The organism is Klebsiella sp. GG_Kp146 (genome assembly GCF_040061975.1).
In the GTDB taxonomy this organism is placed as follows: domain Bacteria; phylum Pseudomonadota; class Gammaproteobacteria; order Enterobacterales; family Enterobacteriaceae; genus Klebsiella; species Klebsiella quasipneumoniae.
Genome location: NZ_JBEAHA010000031.1, coordinates 1 through 18,025, shown reverse-complemented (window position 1 = coordinate 18,025; position 18,025 = coordinate 1). Strand labels below are relative to the sequence as shown.

Sequence of the window (18,025 nt, the reverse complement as noted above, 5' to 3'; positions counted from 1 at the left end):
TCTCAGCGATTTTGAGGCCGTCAGCACCGGCAGTTTCAGCAACAATGGTGAATAATTTAACGACAGGTCGTAAGAACGTAGGCCGGGTCAGGCGCAGCCGCCACCCGGCAAAAAAACGGCGCAAGAGGGTTGCCTGGAAGGTAATCAATGCTTGCCCGGCGGCGTTACGCTTGCCGGGCGTTCTGAGATGCAACCCCTTGATATAAAGAGGTTAGCGGCGATTGCCCATAATACGCAGCAGCATCAGGAACAGGTTGATGAAATCCAGATACAGCGTTAAGGCGCCGAGGATCGAGTATTTACGCAGCGTGGCGCTGTCGCGGATATCAATCTGCTCGCCGATATTTTTCAGCTTCTGGGTGTCGTAGGCGGTCAAGCCGACAAACAGCACCACCCCAATGTAGGTCACGGCCCACATCAGCGCCTCGCTCTTCAGCCACAGGTTAACCAGCGACGCCAACACGATGCCAATCAGCCCCATAAACAGCATGCTGCCGAAGCCGCTCAGGTCGCGTTTAGTGGTGTAGCCGTAAAGGCTCATCGCCCCGAACATCCCGCCAGTGACCACAAAGGTGCTGGCGATGGAGGAGTAGGTATAAGCGATAAAAATGCTCGACAGCGTCAGCCCGGTGAGCGCCGAATAGAGCATAAACAGGGTGGTCGCCATCCCGGCGCTCAGCCGCTGTACCATCCCCGACAGCACAAACACCAGCGCCAGCTGGGCGATGATCAGCCCGAAGAAGGTGATTTTGCTCGAAAAGACGAACATCATCACCGCCGGGGTGTTAGCCGCAAACCACGCGATAAACGCCGTCAGCAGCAGGCCAACCGTCATCCAGCCGTACACCTGCGCCATATAAGTCTGCAGGCCGCTGCGGCCCTGCACTATTGAATCGGAACGCGGATATCTGTCCATGACTCTCTCCTGATTAACAAAGTTTCACTCTGTAAGCGTATCACACTACCAGCGCTCTGCCGCCTGGCGATCGCTGTCGCGGGCGTCGACCCAGCGCTCGCCCTCCGGCGTCGCCTCGCGTTTCCAGAACGGCGCGCGGGTTTTCAGGTAGTCCATCATAAACTCGCCGGCGGCGAAGGCGCTGCCGCGGTGGGCGCTGGTGACGCCGACAAACACAATCTCTTCCCCCGGCCACATTTCGCCGATGCGATGGATAATGGTCACCCGGCCCAGCGGCCAGCGCTCGCGCGCCTGGTCGACGATCTCCGCCAGCGATTTCTCGGTCATCCCCGGATAGTGCTCGAGGGTCAGCGCTTTCACGCTGTCGCCGAGGTTGTGATTGCGCACTTTGCCGGTGAAGGTGACCACCGCGCCGTCTTCATCGCGTTCGGCCAGCCAGGGATACTCCTCGCCGACGCTAAAGCGCGCCGGGCTAACGACGATACGAGTTTGCGTCATGTCAGCCTCCGGTAACCGGCGGGAAGAACGCCACTTCATCCCCGCTGGCGACAGGATGGTCAAAGGCGGTCAGCGTCTGGTTAACCGCCGCCAGCAGTTTGCCCTCCTCCAGGGCCAGCGCCCAGCGATCGCCGCGAGCGGCAAGCTGCTGACGCACAGCCTCAACGGTGGCCAGGTCGCTGGCGTCGAGAGTCAGCGAATCAGTACCCACCAGCTCGCGCACCTGGGCAAAAAACAGAACCTTAATCATGGCGTTCGTCCACCTTAAAATCGCCGGACTTGCCGCCGCTTTTCGCCAGCAGACGCACCGGGCCAATCACCATATCCTTCTGCACCGCTTTGCACATATCGTAAATGGTCAGCGCGGCAACCGAGGCGGCGGTAAGGGCTTCCATCTCGACGCCGGTTTTGCCGGTCAGGCGGCAGAGCGATTCGATGCGCACCCGGTTATGTTCCGGCTGCGCCTGCAGATTGACTTCCACTTTGCTGAGCATCAGCGGATGGCACAGCGGGATCAGCTCCCAGGTGCGCTTGGCCGCCTGGATCCCGGCGATACGCGCGGTGGCGAAAACGTCGCCTTTATGGTGGCTGCCGTCGATAATCATCGCCAGGGTCGTCGCCTGCATCTCGACATAAGCCTCGGCGCGCGCTTCGCGCACCGTTTCCGCTTTGCCGGAGACATCCACCATATGGGCTTCGCCCGCGGCGTTAATATGGGTCAGTTGTGACATAAATTATTTCTTCAGGTGAGGAATAAAATTACAAGGACGGGTGCGGGCATCCAGCTGCGGGGCAATAATGTTGTCCCACGCGGTGCGGCAGGCTTTCGTCGAGCCCGGCATGGCGAAGATCAGCGTGTGGTTGGCGACGCCGGCCACCGCCCGGGACTGCAGCGTCGAGGTACCGATCTCTTCGAACGACAGCATGCGGAACACTTCGCCAAAACCTTCCACCTCACGGTCAAACAGCGGCAGCAGCGCTTCCGGCGCCTGGTCCCCTTCGGTGAACCCGGTCCCGCCGGTGATCAACACCACCTGCACCTCATCGCTGGCGATCCACACCGATACCTGGGCGCGGATGGCGTAGCGGTTCTCTTTGACTATCGCCTTATCGACGACATGGTGCCCCGCCTCCTGCGCCGCCTCACGCAGCCAGTGGCCGGAAGTGTCGTCCTCTTCGCCGCGACGACTGGAAACGGTAAGAATAGCAATACGGGTTGGAATAAACTCAGCGCTAGCCTGGCTCATCTGAATGCTCCTTTCGAATACGATTATCCGCCAATATAGGACAGGTTCTGCGTAATGCCGGTGTTGCCCTGATGCAGGAAATGGGTCTGCTTTTTGTGGGTTAAGGCTTCGGCGATCCGCGCTTCCAGCGCCGCCTGCTGCCGATCATCGGCCATCAGGTCGCGCAGGTCGACGCCGCCTTCGCCAAACAGGCACAGGTGCAGTTTGCCGACGGAGGAGACGCGCAGACGGTTGCAGGTGGCGCAGAAGTCTTTTTCGTACGGCATGATGAGGCCGATCTCGCCGGCGTAGTCCGGATGACAAAAGACCTGCGCCGGACCATCGCTGCGCTGGCGGATCTGGTGGATCCAGCCGCGTCGCAGCAGCTCGTCGCGCAGCACCATGCCGGAGAGATGGTGACGGCGGAACAGGTCGCTGCCCTCGCCGGTTTCCATCAGCTCAATAAACCGCAGCTGAATTCGACGCGGCTGGATCCACGCGAGGAAGGTATCAAGCTGGTGATGGTTAACATCGCGCATCAGCACGGTATTCACCTTCACCTTGTCAAAGCCCGCGGCGAAAGCGGCGTCAATCCCGTCCATCACCTGGTGGAATTTGTCCTGGCCCGTGATGGCATGGAACTGGCGGGCGTCGAGGCTATCGACGCTGACGTTGATCGCCGTCAGCCCGGCATCGCGCCAGCGTTCGACATCGCGCGCCAGGCGGTAACCGTTGGTGGTGACGGCAATCTGACGGATCGCCGGGTTTTCACGCACGGCGGCGATGATCTCGGTGAAGTCACGGCGCAGGGAGGGTTCCCCACCGGTGAGGCGAACTTTTTCAGTGCCCAGCGCGGAGAAAGCGCGCGTAACCCGGCGCACTTCGTCTACGCTGAGAAAGCCGTTGTTATTGACGGCGCCGGGCTTGTAACCATCCGGCAGGCAGTAGGTGCAACGGAAATTGCACACATCGGTAATCGACAGACGCAGGTAATAAAACTTACGCGCGAATGCATCGGTAAGCTGTGAGGCCATATACACCTTTCCAAATACGGGAGACGCGGTCATTTCTTCCCACGCCCTGGCGACAACCGGCGGCGTCGCGGCCAAACCGCCATATCTTTTGACACAGGCGAAGAGGCTAGAGTGTTAACAGGTTATGCCGATAGTAGCGCGTTCCAGGCGGTTTCGCCATTTGCGATTTCGCTATATATTCTTGTATATATCGCTACCTTCGTGCATTTTCGTTACAGAATAGCCATAAATCATCTTTTTGCCTTGATATCGGTCAGTTTGTCGGGCTCCTCCCATCGTCTTTTAGGGGTAGATCGGGTAGTGTGTGGCCGTTTATGTGAAATAAGGAATTTCTATGCGCAATCGTACATTCGCTGACCTGGATCGGGTGGTGGCGCTCGGCGGCGGGCATGGTCTGGGTCGGGTGATGTCCTCCCTCTCCTCGCTGGGCTCACGGCTGACCGGCATTGTGACCACCACCGACAACGGGGGATCCACCGGGCGGATCCGCCGCTCGGAAGGCGGCATTGCCTGGGGCGATATGCGCAACTGCATCAATCAGTTAATCGCCGAGCCGAGCGTGGCGTCGGCGATGTTTGAGTACCGTTTTAGCGGCAATGGCGAGCTTTCCGGCCATAACCTGGGAAATCTGATGTTAAAGGCGCTGGATCACCTCAGCGTGCGGCCGTTAGAAGCGATCAATTTGATCAGAAACCTGCTCAAAGTGGACGCTTTTCTTATTCCGATGTCGGAACAACCGGTGGATTTGATGGCGCTCGATGATGAAGGCCATGAAGTATACGGTGAAGTGAATATCGATCAGCTGGATAGTGTGCCGCAGGAGCTGATGCTCACCCCGCCGGTACCGGCCACCCGCGAGGCGGTAGAGGCCATCGCCGAAGCCGATCTGATCCTCATCGGCCCGGGCAGTTTCTATACCAGCCTGCTGCCGATCCTGCTGCTTGACGAGATGGCCCAGGCGCTGCGCCGCACTCCGGCGCCGATGGTGTTTATTGATAACCTCGGCAAAGAGCACAGCCCGGCCGCGAGGCTGTCGCTGGCGGAGCGCATCGCGATTATGGAGCGCTACGTGGGCAAGCGGGTGGTGGATGCAGTCATCGCCGGCCCAAAAGCCGATATCAGCGGCATCGACGACTGGCTGGTGATCCAGACGCCGCTGGAAGCCAGCGACGTTCCCTATCGCCATGACCGGGCGCTGCTTCGCGGGGCGCTGGAGAAAGCGCTCCAGCTGCCGGGCTGAACCTGCGCGCCGAAGGCTCGGCTTTCGGCGCACCTTAAAATCTTAAGGTTGTCTTAAAACAGAGCTGGCACTATACCCTTATCTCTTCCTGTGGGTATGTACTATGTCGTTATTGCCTCTGCGTCGGCCGATCGTCAGCCGCACGACTTATCTGATTATTTTCGCGGTCTATATCGGGCTTTTTCTTAACCTCGCCTTCTACCGCCAGGCGTATACGCTGCTGCCGGTGAACAACCTGCACACCGCGCTGGTGTTTCTGAGTATGCCGCTGGTGGCATTCAGCGTGATGAATATCCTCACCACCCTCGCCTCGTTTCTCAAGCTTGACCGGCTGGTGATTAGCCTTTTTATTCTGCTCAGCGCATCGGCGCAGTACTTCATCTGGAGCTTCGGCGTGGTGATCGACCGCAGCATGATCACCAACATCCTCGACACCACCCCAGCGGAGAGCTTTGCCCTGCTCTCCGGCGAAATGATCGTTGTCCTTGGCCTCTCCGGGGTGCTGGCGGTGCTGGTCGCCTGGTGGGTTAAAATTCGTAAACCGGCCACGCTATGGCGCGGCGTGGCCTGGCGCCTGGTGAATATGGTGGCCTCCGCGCTGCTGATCGTCCTGATTGCCGTCCTCTTTTATAAAGACTATGCCTCGCTGTTTCGCAACAACAAGGAGCTGGTGAAATCCCTGAGCCCCTCCAACAGCATTGTGGCGGTGAACTCCTGGTATGCGCACCATCGCATGGACAACCTGCCGCTGGTGAAGATTGGCGAAGATGCCAAACAGAAACCGGTGATGCATAACGGTCCCCGTAAGAACCTGACGATTGTGGTGCTGGGCGAAACTTCCCGGGCGGACAACTTCTCGCTGGGCGGATATCCGCGCGACACCAACCCGCTGATGCAACAGGACGGGGTGATCTACTTCCCGCACACCACCTCCTGCGGAACCGCCACGGCGGTCTCGGTGCCGTGCATGTTCTCCAATATGCCGCGCGCGCACTATGACGAAGAGCTGGCCCATCATCAGGAAGGGGTGCTGGATATTCTGCAGCGCGCCGGCATTCAGGTGCTGTGGAACGACAACGATGGCGGCTGCAAGGGGGCCTGCGATCGGGTACCGCACCAGAACGTGACCGATCTGAAGCTAACCGGGCAGTGCATCGACGGCGAGTGCTACGATGACGTGCTGTTCCATCATCTCGACAGCTATATCGATAACCTGCAACAGGATGGCATTATTGTGCTGCATACCATCGGCAGCCATGGGCCGACGTACTACAATCGCTATCCGGCTGAATTCAAAAAATTCACCCCAACCTGCGACACCAATGAGATCCAGGGCTGTACCCGGGAGCAGTTGACCAACACGTATGACAACACCATCCTGTACGTCGACCACGTGGTGGATAAAGCGATAAAACTCCTGCAGGCGAAACAGGACAAATTCACTACCAGCCTGGTGTATCTTTCCGACCACGGCGAGTCGTTAGGGGAAGATGGGGTCTATTTGCATGGTCTGCCGTACTCTATCGCGCCGGATACGCAGAAACACGTGCCGATGGTGATGTGGCTCTCTGCCGACTACCAGCAACGCTACGGCATTTCCGCGCAGTGTCTGCAGCAGCGAGCGAAAAAAGAGAATTACTCGCAGGATAATCTGTTCTCCACCCTGCTCGGCCTGCTCGGCGTCAGCACCCACGAGTACCAGGCGGCAGATGATATTTTAACGCCATGTAGAGAGGCTGGTTGATGAAAATCTTAGTCATTGAAGACGATGCGCTGCTGTTGCAGGGGTTAATCCTGGCGATGCAAAGTGAAGGATACGTGTGCGACGGCGTCTCCACAGCGCACGAAGCGGCGCTGTCGCTGGCCAGCAATCACTATAGCCTGATCGTGCTCGATCTTGGCCTGCCGGACGAAGACGGCCTGCATTTTCTCGCCCGCATGCGACGGGAGAAAATGACCCAGCCGGTGTTGATCCTCACCGCCCGCGATACCCTTGAGGATCGCATTAGCGGTCTCGACACCGGCGCGGATGACTATCTGGTGAAACCCTTTGCCCTGGAAGAGCTGAACGCGCGCATTCGCGCACTGCTCCGTCGGCATAATAATCAGGGCGATAACGAAATCAGCGTCGGCGACCTGCGCCTCAACGTCACCCGTCGCCAGGTGTGGCTCGGTGAGACGGCGCTGGATCTGACGCCGAAGGAGTATGCCCTGCTATCGCGACTGATGATGAAAGCCGGCAGCCCGGTACATCGCGAGATCCTCTACAACGATATCTACAGCTGGGACAATGAGCCAGCGACCAATACCCTGGAAGTGCATATCCACAACCTGCGCGATAAGATTGGCAAATCGCGGATCCGCACCGTCAGGGGCTTCGGCTATATGCTGGCTAACCACAACGAGACGGAATAGACCATGGCTCTGTTTGCAACCGAAAACTGGACCATGCGCCACCGGCTGCTGTTGACCATCGGCGCCATTCTGGTGGTCTGTCAGCTGATCAGCGTCTTCTGGCTATGGCATGAGAGCAAAGAGCAGATCCAGTTGCTGGTGGCCAGCGCCATCGAAGGGCACAACAATCAGAAGCATGTGGAGCATGAGGTAAGGGAAGCGGTCGCCAGCCTGCTGGTGCCGAGCCTGTTGATCGTGGGTCTGGCGCTGTACATCAGCATGCTGGCGGTACGCAAAATCACCCGCCCGCTTTCACGTCTGCAAAGCGAGCTGGAGAGTCGCACGCCGGACAACCTCACCCCCATCGTGCTCAGCGAATCGGTACCCGAGGTGACGGCGGTGACCACCGCCCTGAATCAGCTGGTTTCCCGCCTCAATCTGACCCTTGACCGCGAACGGCTGTTTACCGCCGACGTGGCGCACGAGCTGCGCACCCCGCTGGCCGGGCTGCGGCTGCACCTTGAGCTGCTGGCGAAAGTGCATGGCATGGGCGTCGACCCGCTGATCCAGCGCCTCGACCAGATGACCACCAGCATTTCGCAGCTGCTGCAGCTGGCGCGCGTCGGTCAGTCCTTTTCCGCCGGCAGCTATCAGCAGGTGCTGCTGCTGGATGACGTGGTCAAACCGCTGCAGGATGAGCTGGAGACCATGCTGGCCGAGCGCCAGCAACGGCTGCTGCTGACGGATGTCGAAAGCGAGGCCGTCGTCTCTGGCGACGCGACGCTCATCCGCGTCATTCTGCGCAATCTGGTGGAGAATGCCCATCGCTACAGCCCGCAAGGGTCGACGATCCGCGTGTCGGTGAAAGCGGGTCTGATGCCGGTGATGGCAGTGGAAGATGAAGGACCGGGAATTGATGAGGCGAAAAGCGGCGAACTCAGTAAGGCCTTTGTACGTATGGACAGTCGCTACGGCGGCATAGGGCTCGGACTGAGCATCGTCACGCGCATCGCTCAGCTGCATGACGCCCAGTTCTTTTTGCATAACCGCCAGCCGGGGCCAGGGGTCCGCGCGTGGGTGTTATTCCCGCGGCGTGCGGGTCAGAACGTCAGCACCCACTGATGGAAGAAGGCAACAATAATGACCAGGGCGGTGGCGACCGCCAGATATTCACGGAAGTTGATTTTTTGCATGGGCGCTATCCTCATCAGGTTGAGGATAGTGTCGCCTGGCGAGATTAAGCAAACATTAAGAAGGCCGCTTTGCGGCCTTTTTTCTTCTCCGCCGTGGGTTATCTGGCTGCGGAACGGTCAGCGCAGCGCCGTACCTTCACTGCGCCCTCGCCTATCCCCGTCCGGCGGTATGCGCCAACACTCAGGAGGCGGCGATAAACAGTTCGCGCAGCTGATGCAGCTGGTCGCGAATTTGCGCCGCCTCTTCGAACTCGAGGTTCTGCGCGTGCTGCATCATCTGCCCTTCCAGCTCGTGGATTTTCTGCTGCAGCGCTTTTGGCGTCATATCCACGCCGCTGAGCCCGGCAGGCTCGACGGCCTTCGCTTTACCGCGCCCTTTGGCTTTGGTTTTCGCCAGGCTCTGGCCCAGCTGCAGGATATCCACCACTTTCTTGTTCAGCCCCTGCGGCACAATGCCATGCTCTTCGTTGTAGCGCTGCTGTTTCTCCCGTCGCCGCTCCGTCTCGCCGATGGCTTTCGCCATCGAGGGAGTGATCTTATCGCCGTACAGAATAGCCTTGCCGTTGACGTTGCGCGCCGCGCGGCCGATGGTCTGGATCAGCGAGCGTTCGGAGCGCAGGAAGCCCTCTTTGTCCGCATCGAGGATCGCCACCAGCGACACCTCCGGCATATCCAGCCCCTCACGCAGCAGGTTGATCCCCACCAGCACGTCAAACTCGCCAAGACGCAGGTCGCGGATAATCTCCATACGTTCGACGGTGTCGATATCCGAGTGCAGATAGCGCACTCGCTCGCCGTGCTCCTCAAGGTACTCGGTTAAGTCTTCCGCCATCCGCTTGGTGAGGGTGGTGACCAGCACGCGCTCGTTGATGGCCGTGCGCAGGCGGATCTCCGACAGCAGGTCGTCGACCTGGGTGGCCACCGGCCGCACTTCGATGATCGGGTCCAGCAGACCGGTCGGCCGCACCACCTGATCCACCACCTCGCCGCCGGATTTATCCAGCTCATAGGCGCCGGGGGTCGCCGACACGTAGATGGTTTGCGGCGCCAGCGCTTCGAATTCTTCAAACTTCATCGGCCGGTTATCCAGCGCCGACGGCAGGCGGAAGCCGTACTCCACCAGCGTCTCTTTGCGCGCCCGGTCGCCGCGGTACATGCCGCCGATCTGCGGCACCGTGACGTGGGATTCGTCGATCACCAGCAGGCCGTCTGCCGGCAGGTAGTCGAACAGGGTGGGCGGCGGCTCGCCGGGCCCGCGCCCGGAGAGGAAGCGCGAGTAGTTTTCAATGCCCGAGCAGTAGCCCAGCTCGTTCATCATTTCGAGGTCGAACTGGGTGCGCTGGGTTAAGCGCTGCTCTTCCAGCAGCTTGTTGTTGGCCAGCAGCACCTTGCGCCGCTCCGCCAGCTCCAGCTTAATCTCTTCCATCGCCTGGACGATGCGTTCCCGCGGCGTCACGTAGTGCGTCTTGGGATAAATGGTGTAGCGCGGCACCGTCGATTCCACATGGCCGGTAAGCGGGTCGAACAGCGACAGGCGCTCAACCTCTTCGTCAAACAGCTCAATGCGCAGGGCGATATCGTCGGATTCCGCCGGGAAGACGTCGATCACCTCGCCGCGCACGCGGAAGGTGCCGCGCTGGAAGGCCTGATCGTTGCGGGTATACTGCAGCTCGGCCAGGCGGCGCAGGATCGCCCGCTGGTCAATCAGCATCCCCACCGTCAAATGCAACATCATTTTCAGATACAGGTCCGGGTCGCCGAGGCCGTAGATAGCCGAGACCGAGGCCACCACCACCACATCGCGCCGCTCGAGCAGTGCTTTAGTGGCCGACAGGCGCATCTGCTCGATATGTTCGTTTACCGAGGCGTCCTTCTCAATGAAGGTATCTGAGCTGGGGACGTAGGCTTCCGGCTGGTAGTAATCGTAGTAGGAGACGAAATACTCGACGGCATTCTCGGGGAAAAATTCTTTCATCTCGCCGTAGAGCTGGGCCGCCAGGGTTTTGTTTGGCGCCAACACCATCGTCGGCCGCTGCAGATCGGCAATCACATTGGCGATGGTAAAGGTTTTACCGGAGCCGGTGACCCCCAGCAGCGTTTGATGCGCGAGCCCATCCTCCAGCCCCTCTTCCAGGCGGCGGATGGCTTCCGGTTGGTCTCCGGAGGGGCGAAAGGCGGAATGCAGAACAAACGATTTACTCATCAATCAGAACCTGAAAAAGATTTAGCGGCCGGTGTTTAATTCTACCCCTCGGGCCGTTTTTTGCCAATAAAATATACTGGATATTTAAACAGTGCGTGATTATGATAGCGCCACGATTTGGCCTTTTTTGCCGGCAACCAGGGGATAAAACGCGCGCCGGGCGGAATAATCCTCCGGCCGGCAGGGTTATCCCCAGAAATTTTTACCTTTTAACATTTGTCAAGCGGACGGGTGAAAGTTTTATGGCAGCAGATGACGCTTTTCTTACACCCATTGATTTTATCTAACAAGCTGATATTTAATACTTTTAAAGAAAAGACGCCTTTCGCGCCAATTCAGCCGCAAGCCGCGTACGCTCTAGCTTACCGCAGGTTTTCTAACTCTAATACACAAGGTTATCCACAGGAATAGTGGATAACTGTCTGCAGCCCAAGACCGCCGCCGCCCGGCGCAAATCGTCTGGCGGCCTAAACCGCGCGGCGAAAAATTTTTATCGAACTATTTTTGATAACTATCCGCTTAAAGCCGCTCGATTTTTGCTGCTTTTTGCACCACCCTTTAGCGTCGGGCACCGGAAAAGTGCAGCCCCGGCGCTGGCTGTGCCTGATGGTATCGGCGTTTAGCGTTTTTTTCCGAGCGTTCTTTTTCCTGGCAAGAGTTTTGCAGCATCTTTCTGTCGCCCTGACGCCAGGATAAGGAGAAAACGTCCATGTTGAATTTACAGGCAGTAAATCACTTTTACGGCAACCAGCATTCGCTGTGGAATGTCGATCTTGAACTACGCCCGGGGGAGTGCATTGGCGTACTGGGACGCGAGGGCATGGGAAAAACCACCCTGGTTAACTGCATTGCCGGGCACCTGCCGGTGGCCAGCGGCCGGATGACCTGGCATGACATTGGCGCCCCGCCGCAGGATCTCACCCCCCTGTCGGCCCAGTCGCGCAGCGCCATCGGTATCGGCTATGTGCCGCAGGATAAACGCATCTTCTCCCAGCTCAGCGTGGAAGAGAATCTACATATTGCCCTCGCGGCCGGGAAACCCGGGGCTAACGCCAGCGGCGGCGAAATCTATGAACATTTTCCCGAACTCTATGCCCTACGGCAGCGCAAAGGCGCCTCGCTGAGCGACGACGATCAGTACCAGCTGGCGCTGGCCAGGGCGCTGATTGTCCAGCCGCGGCTGCTGATCCTTGATGAACCCTCGCGCGGCAGAGGGCCGCGCTGTCTGCAAAAGCTGGCGGATCTGCTGCTGCGGTTGAATCGCGATATCGGCCTGACGGTGCTGCTCGCCGAGCAGCACCTGCCCTTTATCCGCCGGGTGGCGGATCGTTTCTGTGTTTTGCACCGGGGCCGTAACGTCGCCGAAGGCGATATTATGGCGCTGGATGAACCGCTGCTGGCGCAGTGGATGACGCCGGATCCAGCGCCCTGAGGTCCAGATACTGGCCGAGATCGTCGCGCTGCGCGATATCGGCAAGCCACGGTATTTCACCGAGGAACGGCGCGGCCAGCCGGTTTTTCAGGGTCGCCAGATACTCGGCGTGGCGCTTGCCCGGCGGCAGCACGTCATTGGCGATCCACCCCGCGAGCGGCAGCCCCGCCTGGCGTACCGCCTGGGCGGTAAGTATCGCGTGGTTGATGCAGCCGAGCTTGACGCCCACCACCAGAATCACCGGCAGCTGCTCCACCTGCGCCCAGTCGGCGAAGGTCAGGGTTTCCGAAAGCGGCGTAAACCAGCCGCCGGCCCCTTCCACCAGCACCCAGTCGGCGAGGCGTTCTAACTCGCGCAGCCCGCTGGAGAGCTTCGCCGAGGCGATCGGCCGTCCTTCGTCGGCGCTGATGATATGCGGTGAGGTCGGCTCGGCGAAGGTATACGGGTTAACCTGCTCATAGCGCAGCGCGACCCGGCTATGACGCTGCAGCGCCAGCGCGTCTTCATTACGCAGCCCGGCGGCGGTAAGCTCGCTGCCGGAAGCCACCGGCTTGTAGCCGGCGGTGTGAAAACCCAGCTGATTCGCCGCCTGCAGCAGGGCGCTGCTGGCGATGGTTTTCCCGACTTCAGTGTCGGTCCCGGTGACAAAAAAACGTTTAGTCACGCTCAATGACTCCTGTAAAAAGAGAATACGTCAGCGGGCAGACGCCCTGCCGCTGCGGCCAGGCCAGCTGTAGCTCGCGCAGTTTGCCGCGGCTAAGCGGGGCCGATGCCCGCCCCTGGTGCAAATGGGTGGCGCCGATGCCCTTCAGCGATCGCATGGCGCTCAGCGCATCGACGAACGGCAGGCTAATCTGATGCACCTCGCCGGACGCCCGCAGGCCGCTCAGCGCCTCGCGCACCGCCGCTTCGCTGAGAAAACGGTTGGCATGCGGCCGGTCGTCGATGGCCTGCCACGCCTGATTGAGCTCAGGCAGCGAGTCGGCCAGCAGCGTGCTAAACGCCACGCTGCCGCCGGGACGCACCACCCGGTACAGCTCGCCAAGGGCTGCGCGCAGATCGTCGCACCACTGCACCGCCAGATTGCTCCACGCCAGATCGACGCAGGCATCGGGCAGCGGCAGCGCCTCAATGTCGCCCAGCAGGTAATGCTGGGCGGCGTCGTTACGCTGCGCCTGGGCCAGCATCCCGGGGGAGAGATCCAGCGCGGTCACCACGCTGCCCGCCTCACGCCAGCGGCGGCTCATGCTGCCTGGGCCGCAGCCGGCATCCAGCACCCGGGGAAAATCGCGACGCGCCAGCTGGCGCAGCAGCAGTTCCGCGCTGCGCCGCTGCAGTTCATCATGTTGCGAATAGCCGCTGGCCGCCCGGCCAAACGCCGCGGCGACCGCCTGCTTATTCACCGTGGCCATGCAGCACCTCCAGTAAACGGTTAATGTCCTCAGCCTGATGGGCGGCGGTCAGGGTCAGGCGCAGACGAGCGCTGCCGACCGGCACCGTCGGTGGACGGATCGCCGTTGCCCAGCAGCCCGCGTCGTGCAGACGGCTGGCCAGGCTCAGCGCCCGCCCGTTATCGCCGACGATCAGCGGCTGGATCGCGCTGACGGAGTCGGTCAAACCCAGCGACGTCTCGCCCATCCCCGCGCGGAACTGACGGATACGGGCGGCCAGGGTGTCGCGGCGGCGCTGGCCTTCATCACTGCGAATCACCCGCAGCGCGGCGCTCAGCGCCACCGCCTGGGCGGGCGGCATCGCGGTGCTGTAGATCAGATGACGGGCAAACTGCAGCAGATAATCGGCCATCGCTTCATCGCACAGCACCGCCGCGCCGCTGACGCCGAACGCCTTGCCGAAGGTAACCACCAGCAGCTCAGGGCGTACCGCCTGCGCGGCGCAGCTGCCGCGTCCTTCGTCGCCGACCACGCCGACGCCGTGGGCATCATCCACCAGCAATAGCGCCCCGGCGGCCTGCGCCGCGGCGTGAATGGCCGCCAGCGGCGCGCTGTCGCCGTCCATACTGAAAATGCCTTCGGTGACCGCCAACTGTTCGCCCGCCAGCGGCTTAGCCAGCAGTTGAGCGAGCTGTTGCGGATCGTTGTGGCCGAAACGGCGTAGCTGCGCCGGGCTCAGACTGGCCGCCTCCAGCAGGGAGGCGTGGCTCAGGCGGTCGGCCACAATCCGATCCTCTTTATCCGCCAGGGCGGCGATCAGCGCCTGATTGGCGGCAAAGCCGGAGATAAACAGCAATGCGCGCGGGTAGCCCAGCCAGTCGGCAAGTTCCTCTTCCAGCGCGCGGTGGGCCTCGCTATAGCCGCTTACGTGTCCCGAGCCGCCGGAACCGACGCCATAACGTTCCGCCCCCTGCTGCCAGGCGGCGATAATCGCCGGATGCTGGCTCAGGCCGAGATAGTCATTACTGGAGAAGTTAAGCCAGCGCTCCCCTTCCCGCTCCAGCCAGCGCCCGGCGCCGTGCGTCACCGGCAGGCGGCGGCGAAGGGCATCCGCCGCCCGTCGCTCGTCCAGCGCCCGATCGATTCGCTGCTGCCAGGTCATAGCGCCGCCGCGTTGTAATATTCCTCAGTGTCCGGGGTGAGTAAGGCCTGCTCCAGACGCTGCTGCTGCTCATTGTCGCCTTCCAGCACCGCCGTCTGCTGCGGGTTTATCCCCAGCTTGCGGAACAGCTGTAGATCGTTGTCCTCTTCCGGGTTCGGCGTGGTCAGCAGCTTGCAGCCGTAGAAAATGGAGTTCGCCCCGGCCATAAAGCACATCGCCTGGGTCTGCTCGTTCATCTGCTCGCGGCCGGCGGAGAGACGCACGTAAGAAGTGGGCATCATGATGCGCGCGATGGCGATAGTGCGAATAAAATCGAAAGCGTCGACGTCGTCGTTATCCGCCAGCGGCGTACCTTTGACTTTTACCAGCATGTTGATGGGCACGCTTTCCGGCGGCGTGGGCAGGTTGGCCAACTGCAGCAGCAGGCCAGCGCGGTCTTTCACGGTCTCCCCCAGCCCGACGATACCGCCGGAGCAGACTTTGATCCCGGCGTCTCGCACTTTGTCCAGGGTATCCAGGCGCTCCTGGTAGGTGCGGGTGGTGATGATGTTGCCGTAAAATTCCGGCGAGGTATCAAGGTTATGGTTGTAGTAATCGAGGCCCGCCTCGGCCAGGCGCTGCGCCTGGCTGTCGGTCAGAGTGCCGAGCGTCATGCACGACTCCAGCCCCAGAGCCTTCACCCCTTTCACCATCTGCTCCAGATAGGGCATATCGCGATCGTGGGGGTTTTTCCACGCCGCTCCCATGCAAAAACGCGTGGAGCCGGCGTTTTTTGCCTGACGGGCGGACTCCAGAACCTGCTCGACCTCCATCAGGCGCTCGGTTTCGAGGCCCGTTTTATAACGCGCGCTTTGCGGACAATATTTACAATCTTCCGGGCAGGCGCCGGTCTTGATCGACAGCAGGGTGCTGACCTGCACCTGGCGCGGATCAAAGTGTTGACGGTGGATTTGCTGCGCTTCGAATAGCAGGTCGATCAGCGGTTTATTAAATAATTCCGTAACTTGCGACATTGTCCAGCGGGGGTGGTGAGCCATTTTCCTCTCCAAAGGTCGTACACTACCTGTTTCACACAGCCTCTTTGTTGGCTGCACTCGCACACCCCTGTCAGATAGTGACCTATGCTGCTGGGGATGTTCTCGCTTGCCGCCTCGATGCTGCGCGAAATATTTTGTGTACGTTTCATTGTAAGTCAGTTCAGTGTAGACTTGTAAACCTAAATGTTTTCAAAATGGTTTACAAGTCGCTTATGACCCTGGACGATCTCGCCTTCGATCGGCGCCACATCTGGCACCCCTACACCTCTATGACTTCCCCCCTGCCGGTCTACCCGGTGGTTTCCGCCCACGGTTGCGAGCTGTCCCTCGCCGACGGCGAACAGCTGATTGACGGAATGTCCTCCTGGTGGGCGGCGATCCACGGCTACAATCACCCGCGTCTTAATGCGGCGATGAAAGCGCAAATCGACCAGATGTCGCATGTGATGTTCGGCGGGATCACTCACCCTTCGGCGGTGGCGCTGTGTCGTCAGCTGGTGGCAATGACCCCGGAATCGCTGGAGTGCGTTTTCCTCGCCGACTCCGGTTCGGTAGCGGTTGAGGTGGCGATGAAAATGGCCCTGCAGTACTGGCAGGCGAAAGGCCAACCGCGTCGTCGTTTCCTGACCTTCCGCAACGGCTATCACGGCGATACCTTCGGCGCGATGTCGGTCTGCGATCCGCAGAACTCGATGCACAGCCTGTGGCAGGGCTATCTGCCGGATAACCTGTTCGCCCCCGCGCCGCAGAGCCGCTTTGACGGCGAGTGGGATGAAATGGATATGGTGCCCTTTGCCCGCCTGATGGCCGCGCACCGTCACGACATCGCCGCGGTGATCCTCGAACCGATTGTTCAGGGCGCGGGCGGGATGCGGATGTACCATCCGGAGTGGCTGAAGCGGGTGCGTAAAATGTGCGACCGGGAAGGGATACTGCTGATCGCCGATGAGATTGCCACCGGCTTTGGCCGCACCGGCAAGCTGTTCGCCTGCGAGCACGCCGGTATCGCCGCCGATATTCTGTGTCTGGGCAAGGCGCTGACCGGCGGCACCATGACCCTCTCCGCCGCGCTGACCACCCGCGAGGTGGCGGAAACCATCAGCAACGGTGAAGCCGGCTGCTTTATGCACGGCCCAACCTTTATGGGCAACCCGCTGGCCTGCGCGGTGGCCAGCGAAAGCCTGCGCCTGCTGGAGAGCGGCGAATGGCAGCGGCAGGTGGCGGCGATTGAAGCCCAGCTGCAGACCGAGCTGGCTCCGGCGCGGGGATCCGCCCTGGTCGCCGACGTCCGCGTGCTGGGCGCTATTGGCGTGGTTGAAACCTGTCGCCCGGTCAATATGGCTGCCCTGCAGCGCTTTTTCGTCGAGCAGGGGGTGTGGATCCGACCGTTTGGCCGCCTGATCTACCTGATGCCGCCGTATATCATCACGCCTGAACAGCTGTCCCGCCTGACCCGCGCCGTTAACCTGGCGGTGCAGGACGAAACATTTTTTAGCGAATAAATAGCGGAATTGCGTCGTGGTGCAGGCTACACTTCCTGGCTAATCAGCGCATTATCAATGAGGATGAAGCATGAAACTGATCAGTCACGATCTCCAGGACGGCGGTAAGCTGCCTAATCGTCACGTCTTCAACGGCATGGGCTACGATGGCGACAATATTTCGCCGCATCTGATGTGGGATGATGTGCCCGCAGGAACCAAAAGCTTTGTGGTGACCTGCTACGATCCGGATGCGCCGACCGGCTCCGGCTGGTGGCACTGGGTGGTGGCTAACCTGCCTGCGGATACGCGCGTCCTGCCGCAGGGGGCCGGTTCCGGTCAGGCGGAGCTGCCGGAAGAGGCCGTTCAGACCCGCACCGATTTTGGCAAGGCGGGATACGGCGGCGCGGCGCCGCCGAAGGGCGAGACCCACCGCTATATCTTTACCGTCCACGCCCTGGACGTTGAGAAAATTGAGGTGGATGCCGAGGCCAGCGGCGCAATGGTCGGCTTTAACGTCCATTTCCATTCCCTCGCCAGCGCCTCCATCACCGCCCTGTTCAGTTAATCTTCCCCCGGATAGCGGCTTGCGCCTTATCCGGGCTACCTGCGGCGCCACGTGTTTTTCAGGTGGCGCTACACTCACCTTTACCAGATAACACTTACATATCAAATAAATACACGTAGCTGTAGGTCTGGAAAGCGCCGCGCCGCCGGGCAAGGACTGCGGGCACGGAGCCGATTTTGTGCCGGGTGGCGGCTACGCCTTACCCGGCCTACAGTTCCCTCTCACAGGCTCATACCTCGTAGGCCCGGTA

At 60.5% G+C, this 18,025-nt stretch carries 20 protein-coding genes and 1 riboswitch; of the genes, 8 read left to right on the top strand and 12 right to left on the bottom strand.

Annotated features, from left to right (window positions below):
- The 7 genes from ABLU95_RS21385 to moaA form a co-directional block, all read right to left on the bottom strand.
- Nucleotides 1–193, bottom strand: a 193-nt coding sequence (locus tag ABLU95_RS21385; RefSeq protein WP_348880379.1) for a hypothetical protein, incomplete at its 3' end; no start/stop codon positions are given.
- 18 nt (nt 194–211) lie between these two features.
- On the bottom strand, nt 212–916 hold the full coding sequence (locus tag ABLU95_RS21380; protein WP_023288924.1) for a Bax inhibitor-1/YccA family protein: 705 nt from the start codon (nt 914–916) through the stop codon (nt 212–214).
- A gap of 45 nt (nt 917–961) precedes the next feature.
- Nucleotides 962–1,414: a molybdopterin synthase catalytic subunit MoaE gene (gene moaE / locus ABLU95_RS21375; RefSeq protein WP_023288923.1), complete on the bottom strand. Its 453-nt coding sequence runs from the start codon at nt 1,412–1,414 to the stop codon at nt 962–964.
- A gap of 1 nt (nt 1,415) precedes the next feature.
- Nucleotides 1,416–1,664 carry a molybdopterin synthase sulfur carrier subunit gene (moaD, locus tag ABLU95_RS21370; protein ID WP_023288922.1) on the bottom strand — a complete coding sequence of 83 codons (249 nt, stop codon included), beginning with the start codon at nt 1,662–1,664 and terminating at the stop codon, nt 1,416–1,418.
- Complete coding sequence (moaC, locus tag ABLU95_RS21365) at nt 1,657–2,145, bottom strand: cyclic pyranopterin monophosphate synthase MoaC (protein WP_004886142.1); 489 nt, start codon at nt 2,143–2,145, stop codon at nt 1,657–1,659. The genes moaD and moaC overlap by 8 nt, the downstream gene beginning before the upstream one ends.
- Nucleotides 2,146–2,148: 3 nt before the next feature.
- Nucleotides 2,149–2,661, bottom strand: coding sequence for a molybdenum cofactor biosynthesis protein B (gene moaB, locus ABLU95_RS21360; protein WP_065881914.1), 513 nt, complete (start codon nt 2,659–2,661; stop codon nt 2,149–2,151).
- Nucleotides 2,662–2,684: 23 nt separating this feature from the next.
- Complete coding sequence (gene moaA / locus ABLU95_RS21355; RefSeq protein ID WP_017900173.1) at nt 2,685–3,674, bottom strand: GTP 3',8-cyclase MoaA; 990 nt, start codon at nt 3,672–3,674, stop codon at nt 2,685–2,687.
- Nucleotides 3,662–3,800, bottom strand: a riboswitch (molybdenum cofactor riboswitch). Its footprint overlaps the gene before it by 13 nt.
- A gap of 208 nt (nt 3,801–4,008) precedes the next feature.
- Here moaA and yvcK point away from each other — a divergent pair.
- The 4 genes from yvcK (at nt 4,009) to pmrB (ending at nt 8,430) form a co-directional block, all read left to right on the top strand.
- Nucleotides 4,009–4,914: a uridine diphosphate-N-acetylglucosamine-binding protein YvcK gene (yvcK, locus tag ABLU95_RS21350; protein WP_348880378.1), complete on the top strand. Its 906-nt coding sequence runs from the start codon at nt 4,009–4,011 to the stop codon at nt 4,912–4,914.
- Nucleotides 4,915–5,017: 103 nt separating this feature from the next.
- Nucleotides 5,018–6,658, top strand: a complete 1,641-nt coding sequence (gene eptA, locus ABLU95_RS21345) for a phosphoethanolamine transferase EptA (RefSeq protein WP_101995569.1) — start codon at nt 5,018–5,020, stop codon at nt 6,656–6,658.
- Complete coding sequence (pmrA, locus tag ABLU95_RS21340; protein WP_023288918.1) at nt 6,658–7,329, top strand: two-component system response regulator PmrA; 672 nt, start codon at nt 6,658–6,660, stop codon at nt 7,327–7,329. The genes eptA and pmrA overlap by 1 nt, the downstream gene beginning before the upstream one ends.
- 3 nt (nt 7,330–7,332) lie before the next feature.
- Complete coding sequence (gene pmrB / locus ABLU95_RS21335; protein WP_023288917.1) at nt 7,333–8,430, top strand: two-component system sensor histidine kinase PmrB; 1,098 nt, start codon at nt 7,333–7,335, stop codon at nt 8,428–8,430.
- 252 nt (nt 8,431–8,682) lie between these two features.
- Here the strand turns inward: pmrB and uvrB are convergent, their stop codons facing one another.
- Entirely contained in the window at nt 8,683–10,704 is a 2,022-nt protein-coding gene (gene uvrB, locus ABLU95_RS21330; protein ID WP_004886127.1) for an excinuclease ABC subunit UvrB, read from the bottom strand.
- 410 nt (nt 10,705–11,114) lie between these two features.
- Between uvrB and ABLU95_RS21325 the strand changes: the two genes are divergently transcribed.
- Both ABLU95_RS21325 and ABLU95_RS21320 read left to right on the top strand, forming a co-directional pair.
- Nucleotides 11,115–11,327 carry a hypothetical protein gene (locus ABLU95_RS21325; protein WP_032428688.1) on the top strand — a complete coding sequence of 71 codons (213 nt, stop codon included), beginning with the start codon at nt 11,115–11,117 and terminating at the stop codon, nt 11,325–11,327.
- Between the two features lie 86 nt (nt 11,328–11,413).
- Nucleotides 11,414–12,136, top strand: coding sequence for an ATP-binding cassette domain-containing protein (locus ABLU95_RS21320; RefSeq protein ID WP_017900923.1), 723 nt, complete (start codon nt 11,414–11,416; stop codon nt 12,134–12,136).
- Here ABLU95_RS21320 and bioD read toward each other — a convergent pair.
- From bioD to bioB, 4 genes are read right to left on the bottom strand one after another with little or no spacing between them, the layout of a single operon-like run.
- Nucleotides 12,078–12,800, bottom strand: a complete 723-nt coding sequence (gene bioD, locus ABLU95_RS21315) for a dethiobiotin synthase (RefSeq protein ID WP_348880377.1) — start codon at nt 12,798–12,800, stop codon at nt 12,078–12,080. The two genes, ABLU95_RS21320 and bioD, sit on opposite strands and share 59 nt — an antisense overlap.
- Nucleotides 12,793–13,548, bottom strand: coding sequence for a malonyl-ACP O-methyltransferase BioC (bioC, locus tag ABLU95_RS21310; protein ID WP_048297102.1), 756 nt, complete (start codon nt 13,546–13,548; stop codon nt 12,793–12,795). The genes bioD and bioC overlap by 8 nt, the downstream gene beginning before the upstream one ends.
- Entirely contained in the window at nt 13,532–14,689 is a 1,158-nt protein-coding gene (gene bioF, locus ABLU95_RS21305; RefSeq protein WP_348880376.1) for an 8-amino-7-oxononanoate synthase, read from the bottom strand. The genes bioC and bioF overlap by 17 nt, the downstream gene beginning before the upstream one ends.
- Nucleotides 14,686–15,726 (bottom strand): biotin synthase BioB, encoded by a 1,041-nt coding sequence (bioB, locus tag ABLU95_RS21300; protein ID WP_065881927.1) that lies wholly within the window; start codon nt 15,724–15,726, stop codon nt 14,686–14,688. Before bioB ends, bioF begins: the two co-directional genes overlap by 4 nt.
- A gap of 212 nt (nt 15,727–15,938) precedes the next feature.
- Between bioB and bioA the strand changes: the two genes are divergently transcribed.
- Both bioA and ABLU95_RS21290 read left to right on the top strand, forming a co-directional pair.
- Nucleotides 15,939–17,228: an adenosylmethionine--8-amino-7-oxononanoate transaminase gene (gene bioA, locus ABLU95_RS21295; protein ID WP_348880380.1), complete on the top strand. Its 1,290-nt coding sequence runs from the start codon at nt 15,939–15,941 to the stop codon at nt 17,226–17,228.
- Nucleotides 17,229–17,298: 70 nt separating this feature from the next.
- On the top strand, nt 17,299–17,775 hold the full coding sequence (locus ABLU95_RS21290) for a kinase inhibitor (protein ID WP_002895575.1): 477 nt from the start codon (nt 17,299–17,301) through the stop codon (nt 17,773–17,775).
- Nucleotides 17,776–18,025 lie beyond the last annotated feature (250 nt).

Excerpts from the sequence above, each read along its gene's own strand:
- bioA (WP_348880380.1), top strand. The coding sequence starts at position 15,939 with ATGACCCTGGACGATCTCGCCTTCGATCGGCGCCACATCTGGCACCCC.
- moaD (WP_023288922.1), bottom strand. The coding sequence starts at position 1,664 with ATGATTAAGGTTCTGTTTTTTGCCCAGGTGCGCGAGCTGGTGGGTACT.
- eptA (WP_101995569.1), top strand. The coding sequence starts at position 5,018 with ATGTCGTTATTGCCTCTGCGTCGGCCGATCGTCAGCCGCACGACTTAT.
- bioF (WP_348880376.1), bottom strand. The coding sequence starts at position 14,689 with ATGACCTGGCAGCAGCGAATCGATCGGGCGCTGGACGAGCGACGGGCG.
- pmrA (WP_023288918.1), top strand. The coding sequence starts at position 6,658 with ATGAAAATCTTAGTCATTGAAGACGATGCGCTGCTGTTGCAGGGGTTA.
- moaB (WP_065881914.1), bottom strand. The coding sequence starts at position 2,661 with ATGAGCCAGGCTAGCGCTGAGTTTATTCCAACCCGTATTGCTATTCTT.
- bioC (WP_048297102.1), bottom strand. The coding sequence starts at position 13,548 with ATGGCCACGGTGAATAAGCAGGCGGTCGCCGCGGCGTTTGGCCGGGCG.
- moaE (WP_023288923.1), bottom strand. The coding sequence starts at position 1,414 with ATGACGCAAACTCGTATCGTCGTTAGCCCGGCGCGCTTTAGCGTCGGC.
- moaA (WP_017900173.1), bottom strand. The coding sequence starts at position 3,674 with ATGGCCTCACAGCTTACCGATGCATTCGCGCGTAAGTTTTATTACCTG.
- ABLU95_RS21290 (WP_002895575.1), top strand. The coding sequence starts at position 17,299 with ATGAAACTGATCAGTCACGATCTCCAGGACGGCGGTAAGCTGCCTAAT.
- ABLU95_RS21380 (WP_023288924.1), bottom strand. The coding sequence starts at position 916 with ATGGACAGATATCCGCGTTCCGATTCAATAGTGCAGGGCCGCAGCGGC.
- pmrB (WP_023288917.1), top strand. The coding sequence starts at position 7,333 with ATGGCTCTGTTTGCAACCGAAAACTGGACCATGCGCCACCGGCTGCTG.
- bioB (WP_065881927.1), bottom strand. The coding sequence starts at position 15,726 with ATGGCTCACCACCCCCGCTGGACAATGTCGCAAGTTACGGAATTATTT.
- ABLU95_RS21320 (WP_017900923.1), top strand. The coding sequence starts at position 11,414 with ATGTTGAATTTACAGGCAGTAAATCACTTTTACGGCAACCAGCATTCG.
- uvrB (WP_004886127.1), bottom strand. The coding sequence starts at position 10,704 with ATGAGTAAATCGTTTGTTCTGCATTCCGCCTTTCGCCCCTCCGGAGAC.
- yvcK (WP_348880378.1), top strand. The coding sequence starts at position 4,009 with ATGCGCAATCGTACATTCGCTGACCTGGATCGGGTGGTGGCGCTCGGC.
- moaC (WP_004886142.1), bottom strand. The coding sequence starts at position 2,145 with ATGTCACAACTGACCCATATTAACGCCGCGGGCGAAGCCCATATGGTG.